The 12,864-nt window shown below is 65.6% G+C and carries 13 protein-coding genes; 3 read left to right on the top strand and 10 right to left on the bottom strand.

All coding sequences use genetic code 11. The features are described from left to right. Positions 1-24: 24 nt before the first annotated feature. From hutH to HWX14_RS23345, 7 genes are all read right to left on the bottom strand, one after another. Entirely contained in the window at positions 25-1,518 is a 1,494-nt protein-coding gene (gene hutH / locus HWX14_RS23375; protein ID WP_175884753.1) for a histidine ammonia-lyase, read from the bottom strand. A gap of 7 nt (positions 1,519-1,525) precedes the next feature. Next, the gene (locus HWX14_RS23370) at positions 1,526-2,317 is read right to left on the bottom strand and encodes an ATP-binding cassette domain-containing protein (RefSeq protein WP_175884752.1); all 792 of its coding nucleotides are present in this window, start codon (positions 2,315-2,317) and stop codon (positions 1,526-1,528) included. A gap of 27 nt (positions 2,318-2,344) precedes the next feature. Continuing rightward, positions 2,345-3,091 (bottom strand): ABC transporter permease subunit, encoded by a 747-nt coding sequence (locus HWX14_RS23365; protein ID WP_175884751.1) that lies wholly within the window; start codon positions 3,089-3,091, stop codon positions 2,345-2,347. A 12-nt stretch (positions 3,092-3,103) separates the two neighbouring features. Further along, positions 3,104-3,826, bottom strand: a complete 723-nt coding sequence (locus HWX14_RS23360; protein ID WP_175884750.1) for an ABC transporter permease subunit — start codon at positions 3,824-3,826, stop codon at positions 3,104-3,106. 92 nt (positions 3,827-3,918) lie between these two features. After that, entirely contained in the window at positions 3,919-4,779 is an 861-nt protein-coding gene (locus HWX14_RS23355) for a transporter substrate-binding domain-containing protein (RefSeq protein ID WP_175884749.1), read from the bottom strand. 490 nt (positions 4,780-5,269) lie between these two features. After that, a complete protein-coding gene (locus HWX14_RS23350) occupies positions 5,270-6,253 on the bottom strand; it encodes a succinylglutamate desuccinylase/aspartoacylase family protein (RefSeq protein ID WP_175884748.1) in 984 nt (327 codons plus the stop codon). A 125-nt stretch (positions 6,254-6,378) separates the two neighbouring features. Next, the gene (locus HWX14_RS23345; RefSeq protein ID WP_175884747.1) at positions 6,379-7,344 is read right to left on the bottom strand and encodes an SDR family oxidoreductase; all 966 of its coding nucleotides are present in this window, start codon (positions 7,342-7,344) and stop codon (positions 6,379-6,381) included. A gap of 51 nt (positions 7,345-7,395) precedes the next feature. Here HWX14_RS23345 and HWX14_RS23340 point away from each other — a divergent pair, with 51 nt between their 5' ends. Beyond that, positions 7,396-7,578 (top strand): hypothetical protein, encoded by a 183-nt coding sequence (locus HWX14_RS23340; protein ID WP_175884746.1) that lies wholly within the window; start codon positions 7,396-7,398, stop codon positions 7,576-7,578. Between the two features lie 98 nt (positions 7,579-7,676). Here the strand turns inward: HWX14_RS23340 and HWX14_RS23335 are convergent, their stop codons facing one another. Next, the gene (locus tag HWX14_RS23335; RefSeq protein WP_059241206.1) at positions 7,677-8,090 is read right to left on the bottom strand and encodes a DoxX family protein; all 414 of its coding nucleotides are present in this window, start codon (positions 8,088-8,090) and stop codon (positions 7,677-7,679) included. 690 nt (positions 8,091-8,780) lie between these two features. Between HWX14_RS23335 and HWX14_RS23330 the strand changes: the two genes are divergently transcribed. Then, positions 8,781-8,963 carry a hypothetical protein gene (locus HWX14_RS23330; protein WP_175884745.1) on the top strand — a complete coding sequence of 61 codons (183 nt, stop codon included), beginning with the start codon at positions 8,781-8,783 and terminating at the stop codon, positions 8,961-8,963. A gap of 242 nt (positions 8,964-9,205) precedes the next feature. Then, entirely contained in the window at positions 9,206-11,431 is a 2,226-nt protein-coding gene (locus HWX14_RS23325) for a LamG-like jellyroll fold domain-containing protein (protein WP_175884744.1), read from the top strand. A 21-nt stretch (positions 11,432-11,452) separates the two neighbouring features. Here the strand turns inward: HWX14_RS23325 and HWX14_RS23320 are convergent, their stop codons facing one another. Continuing rightward, the gene (locus HWX14_RS23320; protein WP_244130311.1) at positions 11,453-11,740 is read right to left on the bottom strand and encodes a hypothetical protein; all 288 of its coding nucleotides are present in this window, start codon (positions 11,738-11,740) and stop codon (positions 11,453-11,455) included. A 74-nt stretch (positions 11,741-11,814) separates the two neighbouring features. Continuing rightward, on the bottom strand, positions 11,815-12,657 hold the full coding sequence (locus HWX14_RS23310; protein ID WP_034204814.1) for a formate/nitrite transporter family protein: 843 nt from the start codon (positions 12,655-12,657) through the stop codon (positions 11,815-11,817). Between the last annotated feature and the right edge of the window lie 207 nt (positions 12,658-12,864).

Here is a 12,864-nt window from a genome sequence, read left to right as displayed (position 1 = left end):
TGATCGGCCCGTCCTCGACCGTCGTCACTGCAACGACGGCGGCACACCGGCGACGATGCCGGCCGCGATCGCGATATCGTCCGCGAGCGGCCGGTCGTCGTGATACGCCGGCACGCGTTCGCGCACGTGCCGCCACAGCGCGTCGGTCGATGCGGCGCGCCCCGTTTCGCCGGGCTGCAGATCGTACGCCTGCACGGCGGCCAGCAGCTCGATCGCGAGCACGCGCGTCGTATTCTCGATGATGTCGAGCGCTTTCAGCGCGGCCGGCGTCGCATGACACAGGTGATCTTCCTGCAGCCCCGACGTGATGCCGCCGTCGAGGCTCGCCGGCGCGGCAAGCCGCTGATTCTGCGCGACCAGCGCGACCGCCGTGTACTGCGCGATCATGAAACCCGAACAGTTGCCGCCCGGCGCGGCGAGAAACGCCGGCAGCCCGCTGACGAGCGGATTCACGAGCCGGTCGAGACGCCGCTCGGCGATCGCCGCGACCTGAGCCATCGCCGCCGCGAGGCTGTCCATCGCGAGCGCGATGCCCGCGCCGACCGCATGCGCCTGCGAATGCACGGCCGGCGCCTCTCGCGTGCCGGCCACGATCGGATTGTCGGTAACGGACGCAAGCTCGCGATCGACGACCTCCGACGTGACGTCGAACACGTCGCGCGCCGCGCCATGCACGTGCGGAATCGTGCGCAGGCTCAGCGGATCCTGCGTATGCCGGCCGCTCGCCGCGGCAAGCATGCCGCTGTCCGCGAGCAGTGCACGCAACCGGGCGCCGACCTGCCCGATACCGGGCGAAATCCGCAGCGCGAGCGACGCCGGATCGAATGCGGCGAGTTGGCCGCCGAGGTTCTCGAAGCTCATCGCCGCGATCCAGTCGGCCCAGTCGAGCAACCGTTCGGCACGGGCCAGCGCGAACGCGGCCAGCCCCGTGACGCAAGGCGTCCCGTTGACGAGGCTCAACCCTTCCTTCGCGCCGAGGACGAGCGGTTCGCGGCCGATGCGCCGCAGCGCTTCGTCGCCGCGTATGCGTTCGCCGCGATGGCGCGCATGGCCGTGCCCGACGCAGACGAGCGCGACGTGCGCCATGTGGGTCAGGTACCCGACCGAGCCGTGCGCCGGCACTTCGGGCAGGCAATCGTGCTCGAGCAGCGCAACGAGCTGGTCGACGACGTCGGCACGCACGCCCGAATGGCCGTGCGCATAGTTGTTGATCGCGGCCGCGATGATCGCGCGCGTTTCGGCCGCGCCGAGCGGCATGCCGACGCCCACCGCGTGGCTCATCAGGATGTTGTGCGACAGCGTGCTCTGCTGCGCCGGCGACACGATCACGTCGCACAGCGCGCCGACGCCGGTATTGACGCCGTAGGCGCGAATCCCGCGCGCGACGATCTCGTCGACGAGTTCGCGAGCGGCCACGATGCGCGCGCGCGTCTCGTCGGCCAACGCCAGCGGCTCGCCGGCCGCCACCGCCGCAACCTGTCGCCAGTCGAGCGGCTGCGCCGCACGGAATACGGTCATGGCAGCCTCAGTTCGTGGTGCGGTCGTGGTGGCTCGACACGAATTGCCGGAAGCGCTCGGAGGTCTGCCCGCCGAAGACTTCGTCGGGACTCCCGTCCGTATCGACTTCGCCCTGATGCAGGAACATCACGCGATTCGACACGTGGCGCGCAAAACCCATTTCGTGCGTGACGACCAGCATCGTGCGCCCCTCTTCCGCGAGCGAGCGCATCACGCGCAGCACCTCGCCGACCAGCTCCGGGTCGAGCGCCGACGTCGGTTCGTCGAACAGCATCACCTTCGGATGCATCGCCAGCGCGCGGGCAATCGCGACACGCTGCTGCTGGCCGCCCGACAGGTGCGCGGGATAGTAGCCGCGCTTGTCCGCGAGACCGACGCGTGCGAGCAGCGCCTCGGCTTCCTCCACCGCCTCCGCGCGACTGCGCTTCTGCACGCGCAGCGGCCCTTCGACGAGGTTGTCGAGCACCGTCATGTGCGACCACAGGTTGAAGTTCTGGAACACCATGCCGAGTTGCGAGCGGATCCGGTCGACCTGGCGCCGGTCGCTCGGATGCAGCTTGCCGTCGCGCGCGCGCTTCATCGCCAGTTCCTCCCCGGCGAGCGCGACGGAGCCGTCGTCGGGCGTCTCGAGCAGGTTCAGGCAACGCAGGAACGTGCTCTTGCCCGACCCGCTCGCGCCGAGGATCGAGATGACGTCACCCTCGTGCGCGTCGAGCGAAATGCCCTTCAACACATGATGATCGCCGAACGACTTGTGAATGTTTCTGACCGACAGCGCAACGGGAGCAGCGGTGTTCATCGAATTCTCCTGGAAAGAATGGCGCGCTCAGGAAGCGACGCGCTGGGCATTGCGCGTCGCCGCGGCGGGCGCACCGGACGGCTTCGGCGCACGCAGGTGCCCGGAGAGTCGCCATTCGAGCGCGCCGAGCAGGCGCACGACGATGAAGTTCAGGCCCAGATAGATGAGGGCCGCGCAGACGAACACCTCGGTCGTCCGGTAGGTTTGCTGGATGATCTGCTGCGCGACGCCCGTCACTTCCCACACCGTGACGAGGCTCGCCAGCGCGGTCGACTTGACGAGCAGCACGGCCTCGGTCGAATACGCGGGCAGGCACTGGCGCAGCGCGATCGGGCCGATCACGCGCCGCAGCAGCGCGAAGCCCGACAGGCCGATCGAATACCCGGCCTCGATCTGCCCGACCGGGACGGCCATCAACCCGCCGCGCAGGATTTCGGCCGTGTAGCCGGCGGTGCACAGCGCAAGCGACAGCACCGCGCAAACGTACGGCTCGCGCAGCACCGGCCACATGAAGCTTTCACGGATCACGCCGAACTGGCCGAGCCCGTAGTACACGAGAAACATCTGGATCAGCAGCGGCGAGCCGCGAAACACGAGGATGTAGGCACGCGCGAAGCGGTTCGGCAGCCAGTGCGGCGACACGCGCATCGTGACGATCACGAGCGACAGCAGGCCGCCGAGCACGAGCGATGCGAAGAACAAGCCGAGCGTGGTCGGCACGGCCGCGAGCAGCTGGCGCAGCGTATCGACGAGAAAACCGAAATCGATGGACATATACGCTCCCCGTCAGTTGCGCGCGAAATTGCGGCGGAACGACCGGCCGACGATCGCTTCCGCCCGGTTGAACACGCGGTTCGACAAGCCCGTCATCAGCAGATACAGCGCACCGCCCGCGACGAAGAACACGAAGTACTGGTGCGTCGAATTGGCGGCGATCTGGCTCGTGCGGAGCAACTCGGCAAGACCGGTGACCGAGATCAGTGCGGAGTCCTTCAGGCTCAGTTGCCACACGTTGCCGATACCGGGCAGCGCGAAGCGCAGCACCTGCGGCACCAGGATGCGCCGCAGCACCATGCTGCGCGGCATGCCGATCGAGCGCGCCGCTTCCAGCTCGCCTTTCGACACGGCGAGCACCGCCGCGCGATAGACCTCGGCCTGATAGGCGCCCGAGATCATCCCGACCGCGAGCGCACCGACCACGAACGGCGGCACGCCGATGAAGCCTTCCGCGCCGAACCACTGGCCGACGGCCGTCACGAGCGTCGAGCCGCCGAAGTAGAACAGATAGATGACGAGCAGTTCGGGCACGCCGCGAAATACCGTCGTATATAGATCGCCGAGCAGGCGCAGGCTGCGGTAGCGCGACAGTTTCGCCGCCGCGATCGCCGCGCCGATCACGGCGCCGACCGCGAGCGCGGCGAGCGTCAGCGCGACCGTCATCAATGCGGCGAGAAGCAGCACACCGCCCCAGCCTTCGGTACCGAAGCCGAGCATTTCAAGAATCTCCATGCGTGCCTCCCTGCATGCGTTGATTGAATCCGCTGGATGCGTGCCGCCGCGCGTCGTTCGACGACCTCACGCGGCGGCGGCCGAACGCGCGCTTACGGCGTGACGTCGGTCTTGAACCACTTGTCGGCGAGCTTCTTCACGGTGCCGTCCGCGAGCGCCGCGGCGATCGCCGTATCGAACTTCGTCTTCAGGTCGGCATCCTGCTTGCGGAATGCGAGCCCTTCGCCCGGCCCCCAGATCGGGCCGCCGAGCTTCGGCCCCGCGAGCACGATCGATGCGGTGTCCTTCTTCGTGTTGTTCGCCGCGTAGTACGTGACGTCGTCGAACGAAGCATCGATGCGCCCGGCGACCAGGTCGAGATCGCGTTCGGGCGACGTCTTGTACACGCGAATCGACGCAATGTCCTTGAAGCTGTCGTTGATGAATTTCGTGTAGACGGTGCCCGACTGGATCCCGATCGTCTTGCCCTTCAGCTGCTTGCGCAGCGTGTCGACGGTCGGCTTGTCCGCATTGGCGTCACCTGTGAGCTTGACGATCGGCGCGCCGGGCGCGGCCTTCGGCAGGATCTTCGTATCGGTGACGGCGAACGTCGCCGGCGTCGCCGCATACGGACGCGAGAACAGCAGAATCTTTTCGCGCTCCGGCGTGATGGAAATCGCATCCATCAGGACATCGAACTTGCCGGCCTGCAGACCGGGAATCATCCCGTCCCAATCCTGCGCGACCATGTTGCATTGCACCTTGATGCGCTCGCACACGTTGGCGAGCAGCTCCGGTTCGAAACCGCCCAGCTTGCCGCCCGGCAGCGTGAGGTTCCACGGCGCGTAGCCGCCTTCCAGCGCGACCGTCACCGTCTTCCATTCCTTTGCCTGTACCGGTGCCGCGAGCGTGGCCGCCGCAGCCGCGATGACGCCGATCGTCCCGATTGCCCACTTGATGCGCTTGCCGTTCACGAGATTTCTCCTTGCGTTGAGGGTTCGCCATCCCTTCGGTGCAGCAAGCCGCCTCAGGAATTTGTCTATACAAGCATGCAAGAAGAAAAACAGCGAGACAAGCAGTGATCAATAAAAACCGTGGAAACGCGGGAAATCCCCTAATTTCAGGGGTCTAGCGCGCATCGTTACGGGGAATTCCGGCACATGTTTGGTGCAATTCGAGTGGCCGATTCCCAAGGATGACTAGACAAATTTTGAATTCGATTGCGTCTGCGGGTTACGCCGTTCGCGTCTCTCGCACGCGTCGATTTCCGCGGGTTCGTCCGGGCGGAGTGCTGCGGCCGCTCGCGGCGCGCAATCCCCACACGAATGCGTTTCCCGTCGCATCGCCATGAACACACGCCGTCTCGGCCCGTTTTTGTACGGGGCGCCCCATTCGCGCTCGCTTGGGCCCACGCAACCGCCGCCGCGCGACATGCCGGTACGGGCCGGCACCCGGCAGCCCGGTTCAGCGTTCGAGCAGCCGCCCCAGCCGCATCATCGTGACGTTCACGCCGAGATGGCGCATCGACGGCTGCACGATCACGCAGTTGTCGTACGGCGTGACGATCGTGTCGTCGCCGTCGCGGGCGATCTCGGTGCCCGCCTTCGCGATCACCTCGAGCCCCGTGAACGGCTGCGAGAACCGGAAATCCATCGAGCGCGCGACGACCGGCTCCGTGATCTCGATGAACTTCTGCCGCACCGGCGCAACTTGCGTCAGGAACGCCGCGACATCGTCGCGCGCGACGACGCCCGCGTGCAGCAGGAAGCGCGCGGCGCTGTCGAGCGCGACAGCGCGCGCGCTCGCGGCGAAGTGCTGGCCTGTCTCGATCAGCAGCGCGTTCTTCGCGCTCGCCGGATCGCCGAAGCCACCGTAGTCGCGCAGCCGCGTGCCGTTCGCATGGCCGCGATCGACGATCACGTGCTCGGGCGTGCCGATCGCGGCCGCCAGCGCGATCGCCTTGTCGAGCGGCCCCGTCATCATCAGCGGTACGGATGCTTCGTGCATCGAATGAATGTCGAGCAGCAGGTCGACCGTGTCGAGCAGCGGCCGCATCGCCCGCGCACGCGCGAGCTCGCGGCTGTCGCGCGTGCCGTCGAGCGCGGCCGGCGTCCACACGCGGTTCATGTCTTCGTCGAGATAGCGCGTCGCGTCGGCGTTCTCCGCGCTGAAATGCTCGTACGCGCCGACGTTGCCGAAGCCGAGCGACAGCCGGCCCGCGACCGGGCGCAGCCCGGCCGCCAGCAACGCGTCCACCGCGATCGCGCCGCTCACCTCGTTGCCGTGCGTCAGCGCGAGGATCATCACGTGCCGGCCGGGCTTGCCGCTGTCGAACGTGTGCAGATAGTCGATGCCGGTGTTGCCCGCGCGCCAGCGCGCGATGTCGGGAAAGTCCACTTCGATCGGATAGGCGGGCAGCGCGGCGCGGATGGCTTCAAGCGTGGTCATGTCGGAAGGATTCGTCGGGGTTCGGGGAAGGCGCGGCGGGCGGCGGCCGGCCGCGCCGGAATCGGGTTCGTGCGCGGCGGCTTGGCTGGCCGGCGTGGCGCCGCGAGCCGCGGCGTGTGTCGATCCTACCGCGCCTGCGGCGCATCGCGCAGCACGGTCCGCAGCGCCGTATCGAACGGCGTCGCATGGTCGATCCCGAGCGCGCGCACGCGCGCGGCGTCCAGATGGCAATCGTACGGGCGCGGCGTCGCGTCGGTCGGCTGGTCGATCCGTGCGAGCGACGCGTCGATGCCGAGCGCGGCCGCGATTCGCTGCGCGATGTCGTACTTCGTCATCGGTTCCTCGCTCGACCAATGGCGGATGCCCGTGACGGATTCACCCGCGAGATGGCGCAGCGTCAGGTCGCGGATGACCTGCGCGACGTCGGGCGTCCAGGTCGGGTAACGGATCGCCCATGCGTCCATGCCGACCGCGTCGGCGCCCGGCCGCGCCGACGCGACGACGGCCGGCACGAGGCTCGTGACCGCCGATTCGCTCCAGTCTGCGATCGGGCCGAAGAGCAGCGGCAGGCGCAGCACGCACGACAGCGACGAGGCGGTGAGGAGCGCGGCCTCGCCTTCCAGTTTGGTGCGGCCGTAGATGTTCAGCGGGTTCGGGGTCGCGTCTTCGCTGTACGGCGCGGCCTTGCCGTCGAACACGTAGTCAGTCGAGATGCCGAGCGTCCAGGCGCCGTATCGCGCGGCGAGCGCGCCGATGCGGGCCGGCGCGGTGACGTTGATCGCGCGGGCCGCGGCCGGGTCGCGTTCGCAGACGTCGGGGCGGCGTTCGGCAGCGCAAATGATGACGGCAGCCGGCCGGTGGGTTTCGAAAAGGCGCTCGAGGGACGGCTGGTCGAGAACGTCGAGCTCGGCGATGTTATGCGGCGGTAACGCGAGAAGTTTCGCGCCGGCGCCTTGCGGGGTCCGGATCGTCGCGAGCAGCGTCAACGACGGTTCGCGAAACAAGGACGCGGCAACCGCGCGGCCAAGCAGGCCGGAGGCGCCGATGACGAGGACGGTTTGACGTACGGTCGACGGGGATGGGTTTGGCATGGGTGGCGATCAATCACGGAAACGAACGGAATATCAGGCCCATTGGATAACATGAACGATCGCCGCGCAACGCTTCGCTCTGCCTGCTCGCATCCGGTCGCCAACATGATCGACCCGTCGTTCGCCCATTTCGCGCCGGTCAACGGCTTCGTGCAGTGCGTGATCCGCGGTGCGGATGCCGGCCGCGAACGCATGCGCCGCGCACGGTACTTCGGCACGACACCGGTTCTGTAATCGGCGCGCGCACCGATCTGTCCATCGCCCGCAAAAGGCAAAACCCGGCACGCTCGCGCGCACCAGGCTCCCGATACCGAACGGACACGCCGTCCGCGTTACTTCCGGTCAACCGAATACCGCCCCGGCCCGCTCAGCGCGAGCAACAGCAGCCCGCCGATGATGCTTACGTTCTTGTAGAAGTTGATCATCGCCATGTACTGCTCCATCCCTTGCAGCGCCCAGTAGCGATGGCCGATCAGCGCGGTCGCGAGCGTATAGGCGGCGAACGCCAGCGCGAGCGGACGCGTATAGAAGCCGATCGCGATCAGCACGCCGCCCACCAGTTCGACCGCCACCGCGATCGCGGCCGCCAGCTCGGGCGCCGGGTTCCCGGTCGACGCCATATACGCGACCGTGCCCGAAAAACCGTTCAGCTTCTGCCAGCCGAACAGCACGAACAGGATCATCATCAGCACGCGAGCTGCCAGCAGCAGCTCGTCCTTCTTCGATTCCAGCGAAACGTAACGCATAACAATCACCCTTGAATTGACGGTTTGATGCAGCCAGTGCCGCTGCGCACCGAATCGGCGCGCGATGCCGGCAACGGACCACTCTTCGCACGATCGGACGGCAAGCCGCATGGCCCGCCGCCGAAGAATCCGTCAGGTGACGCCGCGCCTGGCGGCGTACGCCGGATCGGTTCTGGCAAAGCACGGGTGCAGTCTACTGTCCCGCCAATAATCATCAATCCTTCAAAACATGATTCGCTGTCTCGATTGAGTGGACAATTAGGAAAGAGCGGCCCCTCATTCCGACGGCTGGGGTTCATCGCAAACAAAATTTGAACTGACGCAAACAAACTTGTTCCACGGCCTTTTGAGCAAAGAAAGCCGTTCCATGCCGGCGCCATATTCGCCATGCCAAGGAAAATAAATCTCTTTCATAACTCTGTATCTTGCGCGACAAGCCAAGCCACGCGAGTGCTGCGAGCTTGCTTGACCAGCCGGCGCAGCAGATCCCCTCATTTTGCAAGATCTGCGATTTGATTCGAATAATGAAACACTCTAATTAATTCCGTGAATATTATTCAAATAATGAAACGATCGCGATAATTCAGCGACATTGACTATAAGTAATCAATTAACGCAATATCTGCATGGCCGCGAGCGTAAAGAGCGATTGCGGTCACCAGCCTAATAAGTGCACACAGGAGAGCATGAATGACTACAGCACGAGCAACAGAGCAGGCCGTCGAACTCGTCAAAACAGCACTCGCATCCGGTTTAGTCGCACCAGCCACTGGTGACCGATGGTTTACGGACCCTGCCAAAAATGGAGAGGAGCTCGGAAAATTTATCGGCGCAACCGTTGCCCAGATCGCCAAGGAAATAGACGCCCTGTAGAAAAGGGTGGTCTATTAAAAAGTGGTTTAGATCCTGCCGACCAAGTAAAAAGCCCGCTGGCTTTCGTTCAGCGGGCTCAACGAATCTGGTGCCAGCAGGGTGGCGGAAACCCGTCTGCACCCGTAGGCCGAAATAAAGTTGTCACCATTGCGCAATAAATATGTCACTTGGAGGTCGACACCGATGCGGCTCGCGCAATCCATACTGTTGCGCAGTTCAACAAGACGACAGAGGAAATAAAGATGTCGAAACGGTTCGTGGAGCGTGCCGGCCTCGAGGAGTTGCCGAATCCTGCGCGTCGGGCGTTGTCGCTGGGCCTGGGGCTATTCCCTATGCTGCCGCTGCTGCCGGGACTCGGAGTCCAGGCGGCACGGGCCGCTCTTGCAGGTACGGCGCGCGCGCCGGCTTCGGAGAGTGGCGTCTTCCGTCACCCGGGACTGCTGGTCACCGAAGACGACTTCACCCGCATCCGCGCGCTCATCAAAGCCGGCCAGGAGCCGTGGACGCACTGGTGGAGCACGCTGTGCGCCGAGCGCTTCGCTTCCCTTGACGCCCGGCCTTTCCCGCTGGCGGGCGTCTACCGGGCCGATGGCAGCTCGCGGGACATGTACGTCGACATCTGGCGCGCCTGGACCCTGGTCCTGCGATGGAAGCTGTCCGACCCGCAGGACAACCGCTATGCCGACAAGGCCGTGGAGTTCGTGGACGCCTGGGCGAACACGCTGAAGGTGGTCGGAACGGTGCCTCCCGGCTCGACCGCCCATGACGACCACACCTTCATCATCCTGGCCGGTATACAAGGCCACCAGTGGGCGCAGATCGGCGAAGTCCTGCGCACCTATTCGGGCTGGGCGCCGGCGAGCCTGAAGCGATTCCAGGACATGCTGCTCAACGTCTTCGCCCCGATATCGTCGTGGTTCCTCGGCGACGGGCGCATCGGGTCCCATGCCAACTGGGACATGGCTTCGATGGTGGGCGCCATGGCCATCGGCGTGTTCTGCGACAAGCCCGACCTGTACCGGCTGGCCTGCGACTGCTATGCGGGCAACAACCACGGCAAGCTCCGGAACTTCGGCAATGGCGCCATCGGGCATGGCGTGTACTTCATGCACCCGGGCCATTTTGGGCAGTGGGAGGAAAGCGGCCGCGACCAGGGCCACGCCACGCTGGGCATGTCGCTGGGCGGCGACCTGCTGGAGATCGCCTGGAACCAGGGCGACGATCTCTACGGGCTATACAACAACCGCTTCCTCGCAGCGGCAGAGTATGTGGCGCGCTCGAACCTGCTCGCCGAGAACGGCAAGAACTACCCGATGCCCTATGTGCGCGAGAACAATCCGTCCCAGCCCCACCCGTCTTTCTGGACGCAAGTGAACTATGGTCAGATGGGCCGCAACTGCTGGGAGCCCATCTACAACCACTACGTCAACCGCCTGGGGCTGGCGGCGCCGAACGTCGCGCGCATGGTGAAGTTGTGCGAGCCGAAGTACGGGGGCAGCAGCGACGACGTCTGGTGGCCGACGCTGATCCATCGCCGCCCGGACTATGCCGGCTCCATGAAGCCGCCGTCCGGCCTCACGGCCTACCTGCGCGGCAACCGCGTCGTGCTGTCGTGGTGGGGCAGCGTCGGCGCGACCTCGTACGAGATCAAGCGCGCAAGCCGGGCCAACGGCCCCTTCAACCTGCTGGGCACGGTTTCGGCGAGCGAGGTGCTCACCTACAGCGATATACCGTCCAACGGCGTCTGGTTCTACCAGATCACGGCGCAGGGCGCCGGCGCCCCGGGAACCGGCTCCAATGTGGTTCGTATCGCCGTTCCCGGCGAGGTCCGCCTGTCCCTGCCGCTGAACAACCCGAACGGCACCGGCACGCACGGCATGCTGCGAACCGCCGCTGGCACCGTGACCTTGATCGAGGGCAAGCTGCTGGACGGCGCGACTTGGGGCGACGGGCGCCGCAACGACAAGGCCATCGTGTTCGACGGTCAGAAGGCCGGCCTGCAGCTGCCGTCGGGCGTGTTCGGCGACCTCGACGACTTCAGCCTTTCCTTGTGGGTCTACGCGAATGGGTTGCACTGGGACAGCTGCGTGTTCTACGCAGGGCTGGACGCGAACGCAGCGATGTGCATCGCGCCCCAGACCGGCTCAGGCACGCTGTGCTTCTCGATCTTTGGCGCGACATTCAAGGATGCACAGGTGGTGGCGGCGCCGTGGGCTCTGCCGATTCGCCGCTGGGTCCATCTCGCGGTCACGCTGCAGGGCAATACCTGCCGCCTGTACGTCGACGGTACCAAGGCCGGGAAATCCGACGAAATCCTGCTGTCGCCGCGCCAGGTTGGCGACCAGGTCACTTTTTTGGGCCGCAATTGGGCGCATCCATCGTTCAACGGCCGCATCCAGGGCTTCCGCGTGTACGCAGGCGCATTGAGTGCCGCGGAAGTTGCAGCGCTGGCCCGCGATGTGATGTGATGTGATGTGATGCTACATCGCTCATCCCTGCCGGCAATGCCGGCGGGGACTGTGCGAAGTTGGCGATTCGGGATCCGCTAAGAACGTCGCCTGGCTGAGCGGCACGACGCAACTCGGCAACCAGTCATCCAGGGCCGTGCACACGCGTTCGCAGGCCGCGTCGAGCCCGGGACCCTCCGGCGCATTCAGGTCATCCGAAAACAGGCGATGGCCGTTTTCGATCATGTCGTGCGTCCAGTCGGCCCCGCGCGCGGCAAGGCACGTCGGCGCGACCGTGATCGCGTCGTAGATCAGCCCCGGCGCATCCACCGACGTGAAGGTCGTGCGCCCCGGTGCGCATTTCAGCGCGTCGCCGGCGTTCGGTTGCGGCTCGCGCAGCGCGATCAGGCCTTGCGCGCGACGACCCCCACCGGCGAAGCGGGCGCGCGTTTCGGTGCGGTCTTGTAGTGCGTGCTGTACAGCGCCGCGCCGACGAACACCAGCCCGCCGACCAGGTTGCCGAGTACCGTCGGGATCTCGTTCCACAGCAGATAGTCGACGATCGTGAAGTGGGCGCCGAGCATCAGGCCGGACGGGAACAGGAACATGTTCACGACCGAGTGCTCGAAGCCCATGTAGAAGAACACGAGGATCGGCATCCACATCGCGATTACCTTGCCGGGTACGGACGTCGACATCATCGCGGCGACCACGCCGGTCGACACCATCCAGTTGCACATCACGCCGCGCACGAACAGCGTGAGCATGCCGGCGGCGCCGTGCGCCGCATAACCGAGCGTGCGTGCTTCGCCGATGCCGCCGATCTTCTGTCCGATTGCGTTCGGCGCTTCCGAAAAGCCGAATGTGAAGATGATCGCCATGAACAGCGCGACCGTCAGCGCACCCGCGAAATTGCCGAAGAACACCAGCGTCCAGTTGCGAAACACGCCACCCCAGGTCGCGCCGGGCCGGCGATCGATCACCGCGAGCGGCGCGAGCGTGAAGACGCCGGTGAGCAGGTCGAAGCCGAGCAGGTACAGCATGCAGAATCCCACCGGAAACAGCAGCGAACCGGCCAGTGCGTTGCCGGTGTTGATCGTGATGCTGACCGCGAAGGCGGCTGCGAGCGCGAGGATCGCGCCCGCCATGTACGCGCGAATCAGCGTATCGCGGGTCGACATCGACAGCTTCGATTCACCGGCATCGACCATCCTGGTGACGAATTCGTTGGGCGTGAGGTAGGCCATGGTGTGCGCTCGTAAAGTTGGACGGGCAAAAAAAACGCGCCAGGCACTCGCTCGACATGCGAGTGCCTGGCGCGGACGCTGTTATCCACGTGATCGGCCGCCACGGTTCGACATGGCGTGATCGTCAGGCCGCCATTAGCCCGACGAGCGAGAGGTTTGCAATTCTCATACCAGTGACGGGGATATCGCGATGCAGGCTGGCCGGAC

It is taken from the genome of Burkholderia sp. BCC0044, assembly GCF_902832955.1.
Lineage (GTDB): Bacteria > Pseudomonadota > Gammaproteobacteria > Burkholderiales > Burkholderiaceae > Burkholderia.
This window is presented reverse-complemented; position numbering and strand designations above follow the sequence as displayed.

What these genes read in the sequence shown, in the direction of transcription:
- HWX14_RS23350 (WP_175884748.1), bottom strand. Translation starts at nt 6,253, where the DNA reads ATGACCACGCTTGAAGCCATCCGCGCCGCGCTGCCCGCCTATCCGATC.
- hutH (WP_175884753.1), bottom strand. Translation starts at nt 1,518, where the DNA reads ATGACCGTATTCCGTGCGGCGCAGCCGCTCGACTGGCGACAGGTTGCG.
- HWX14_RS23345 (WP_175884747.1), bottom strand. Translation starts at nt 7,344, where the DNA reads ATGCCAAACCCATCCCCGTCGACCGTACGTCAAACCGTCCTCGTCATC.
- HWX14_RS23370 (WP_175884752.1), bottom strand. Translation starts at nt 2,317, where the DNA reads ATGAACACCGCTGCTCCCGTTGCGCTGTCGGTCAGAAACATTCACAAG.
- HWX14_RS23340 (WP_175884746.1), top strand. Translation starts at nt 7,396, where the DNA reads ATGAACGATCGCCGCGCAACGCTTCGCTCTGCCTGCTCGCATCCGGTC.
- HWX14_RS23330 (WP_175884745.1), top strand. Translation starts at nt 8,781, where the DNA reads ATGACTACAGCACGAGCAACAGAGCAGGCCGTCGAACTCGTCAAAACA.
- HWX14_RS23325 (WP_175884744.1), top strand. Translation starts at nt 9,206, where the DNA reads ATGTCGAAACGGTTCGTGGAGCGTGCCGGCCTCGAGGAGTTGCCGAAT.
- HWX14_RS23335 (WP_059241206.1), bottom strand. Translation starts at nt 8,090, where the DNA reads ATGCGTTACGTTTCGCTGGAATCGAAGAAGGACGAGCTGCTGCTGGCA.
- HWX14_RS23365 (WP_175884751.1), bottom strand. Translation starts at nt 3,091, where the DNA reads ATGTCCATCGATTTCGGTTTTCTCGTCGATACGCTGCGCCAGCTGCTC.
- HWX14_RS23310 (WP_034204814.1), bottom strand. Translation starts at nt 12,657, where the DNA reads ATGGCCTACCTCACGCCCAACGAATTCGTCACCAGGATGGTCGATGCC.
- HWX14_RS23360 (WP_175884750.1), bottom strand. Translation starts at nt 3,826, where the DNA reads ATGGAGATTCTTGAAATGCTCGGCTTCGGTACCGAAGGCTGGGGCGGT.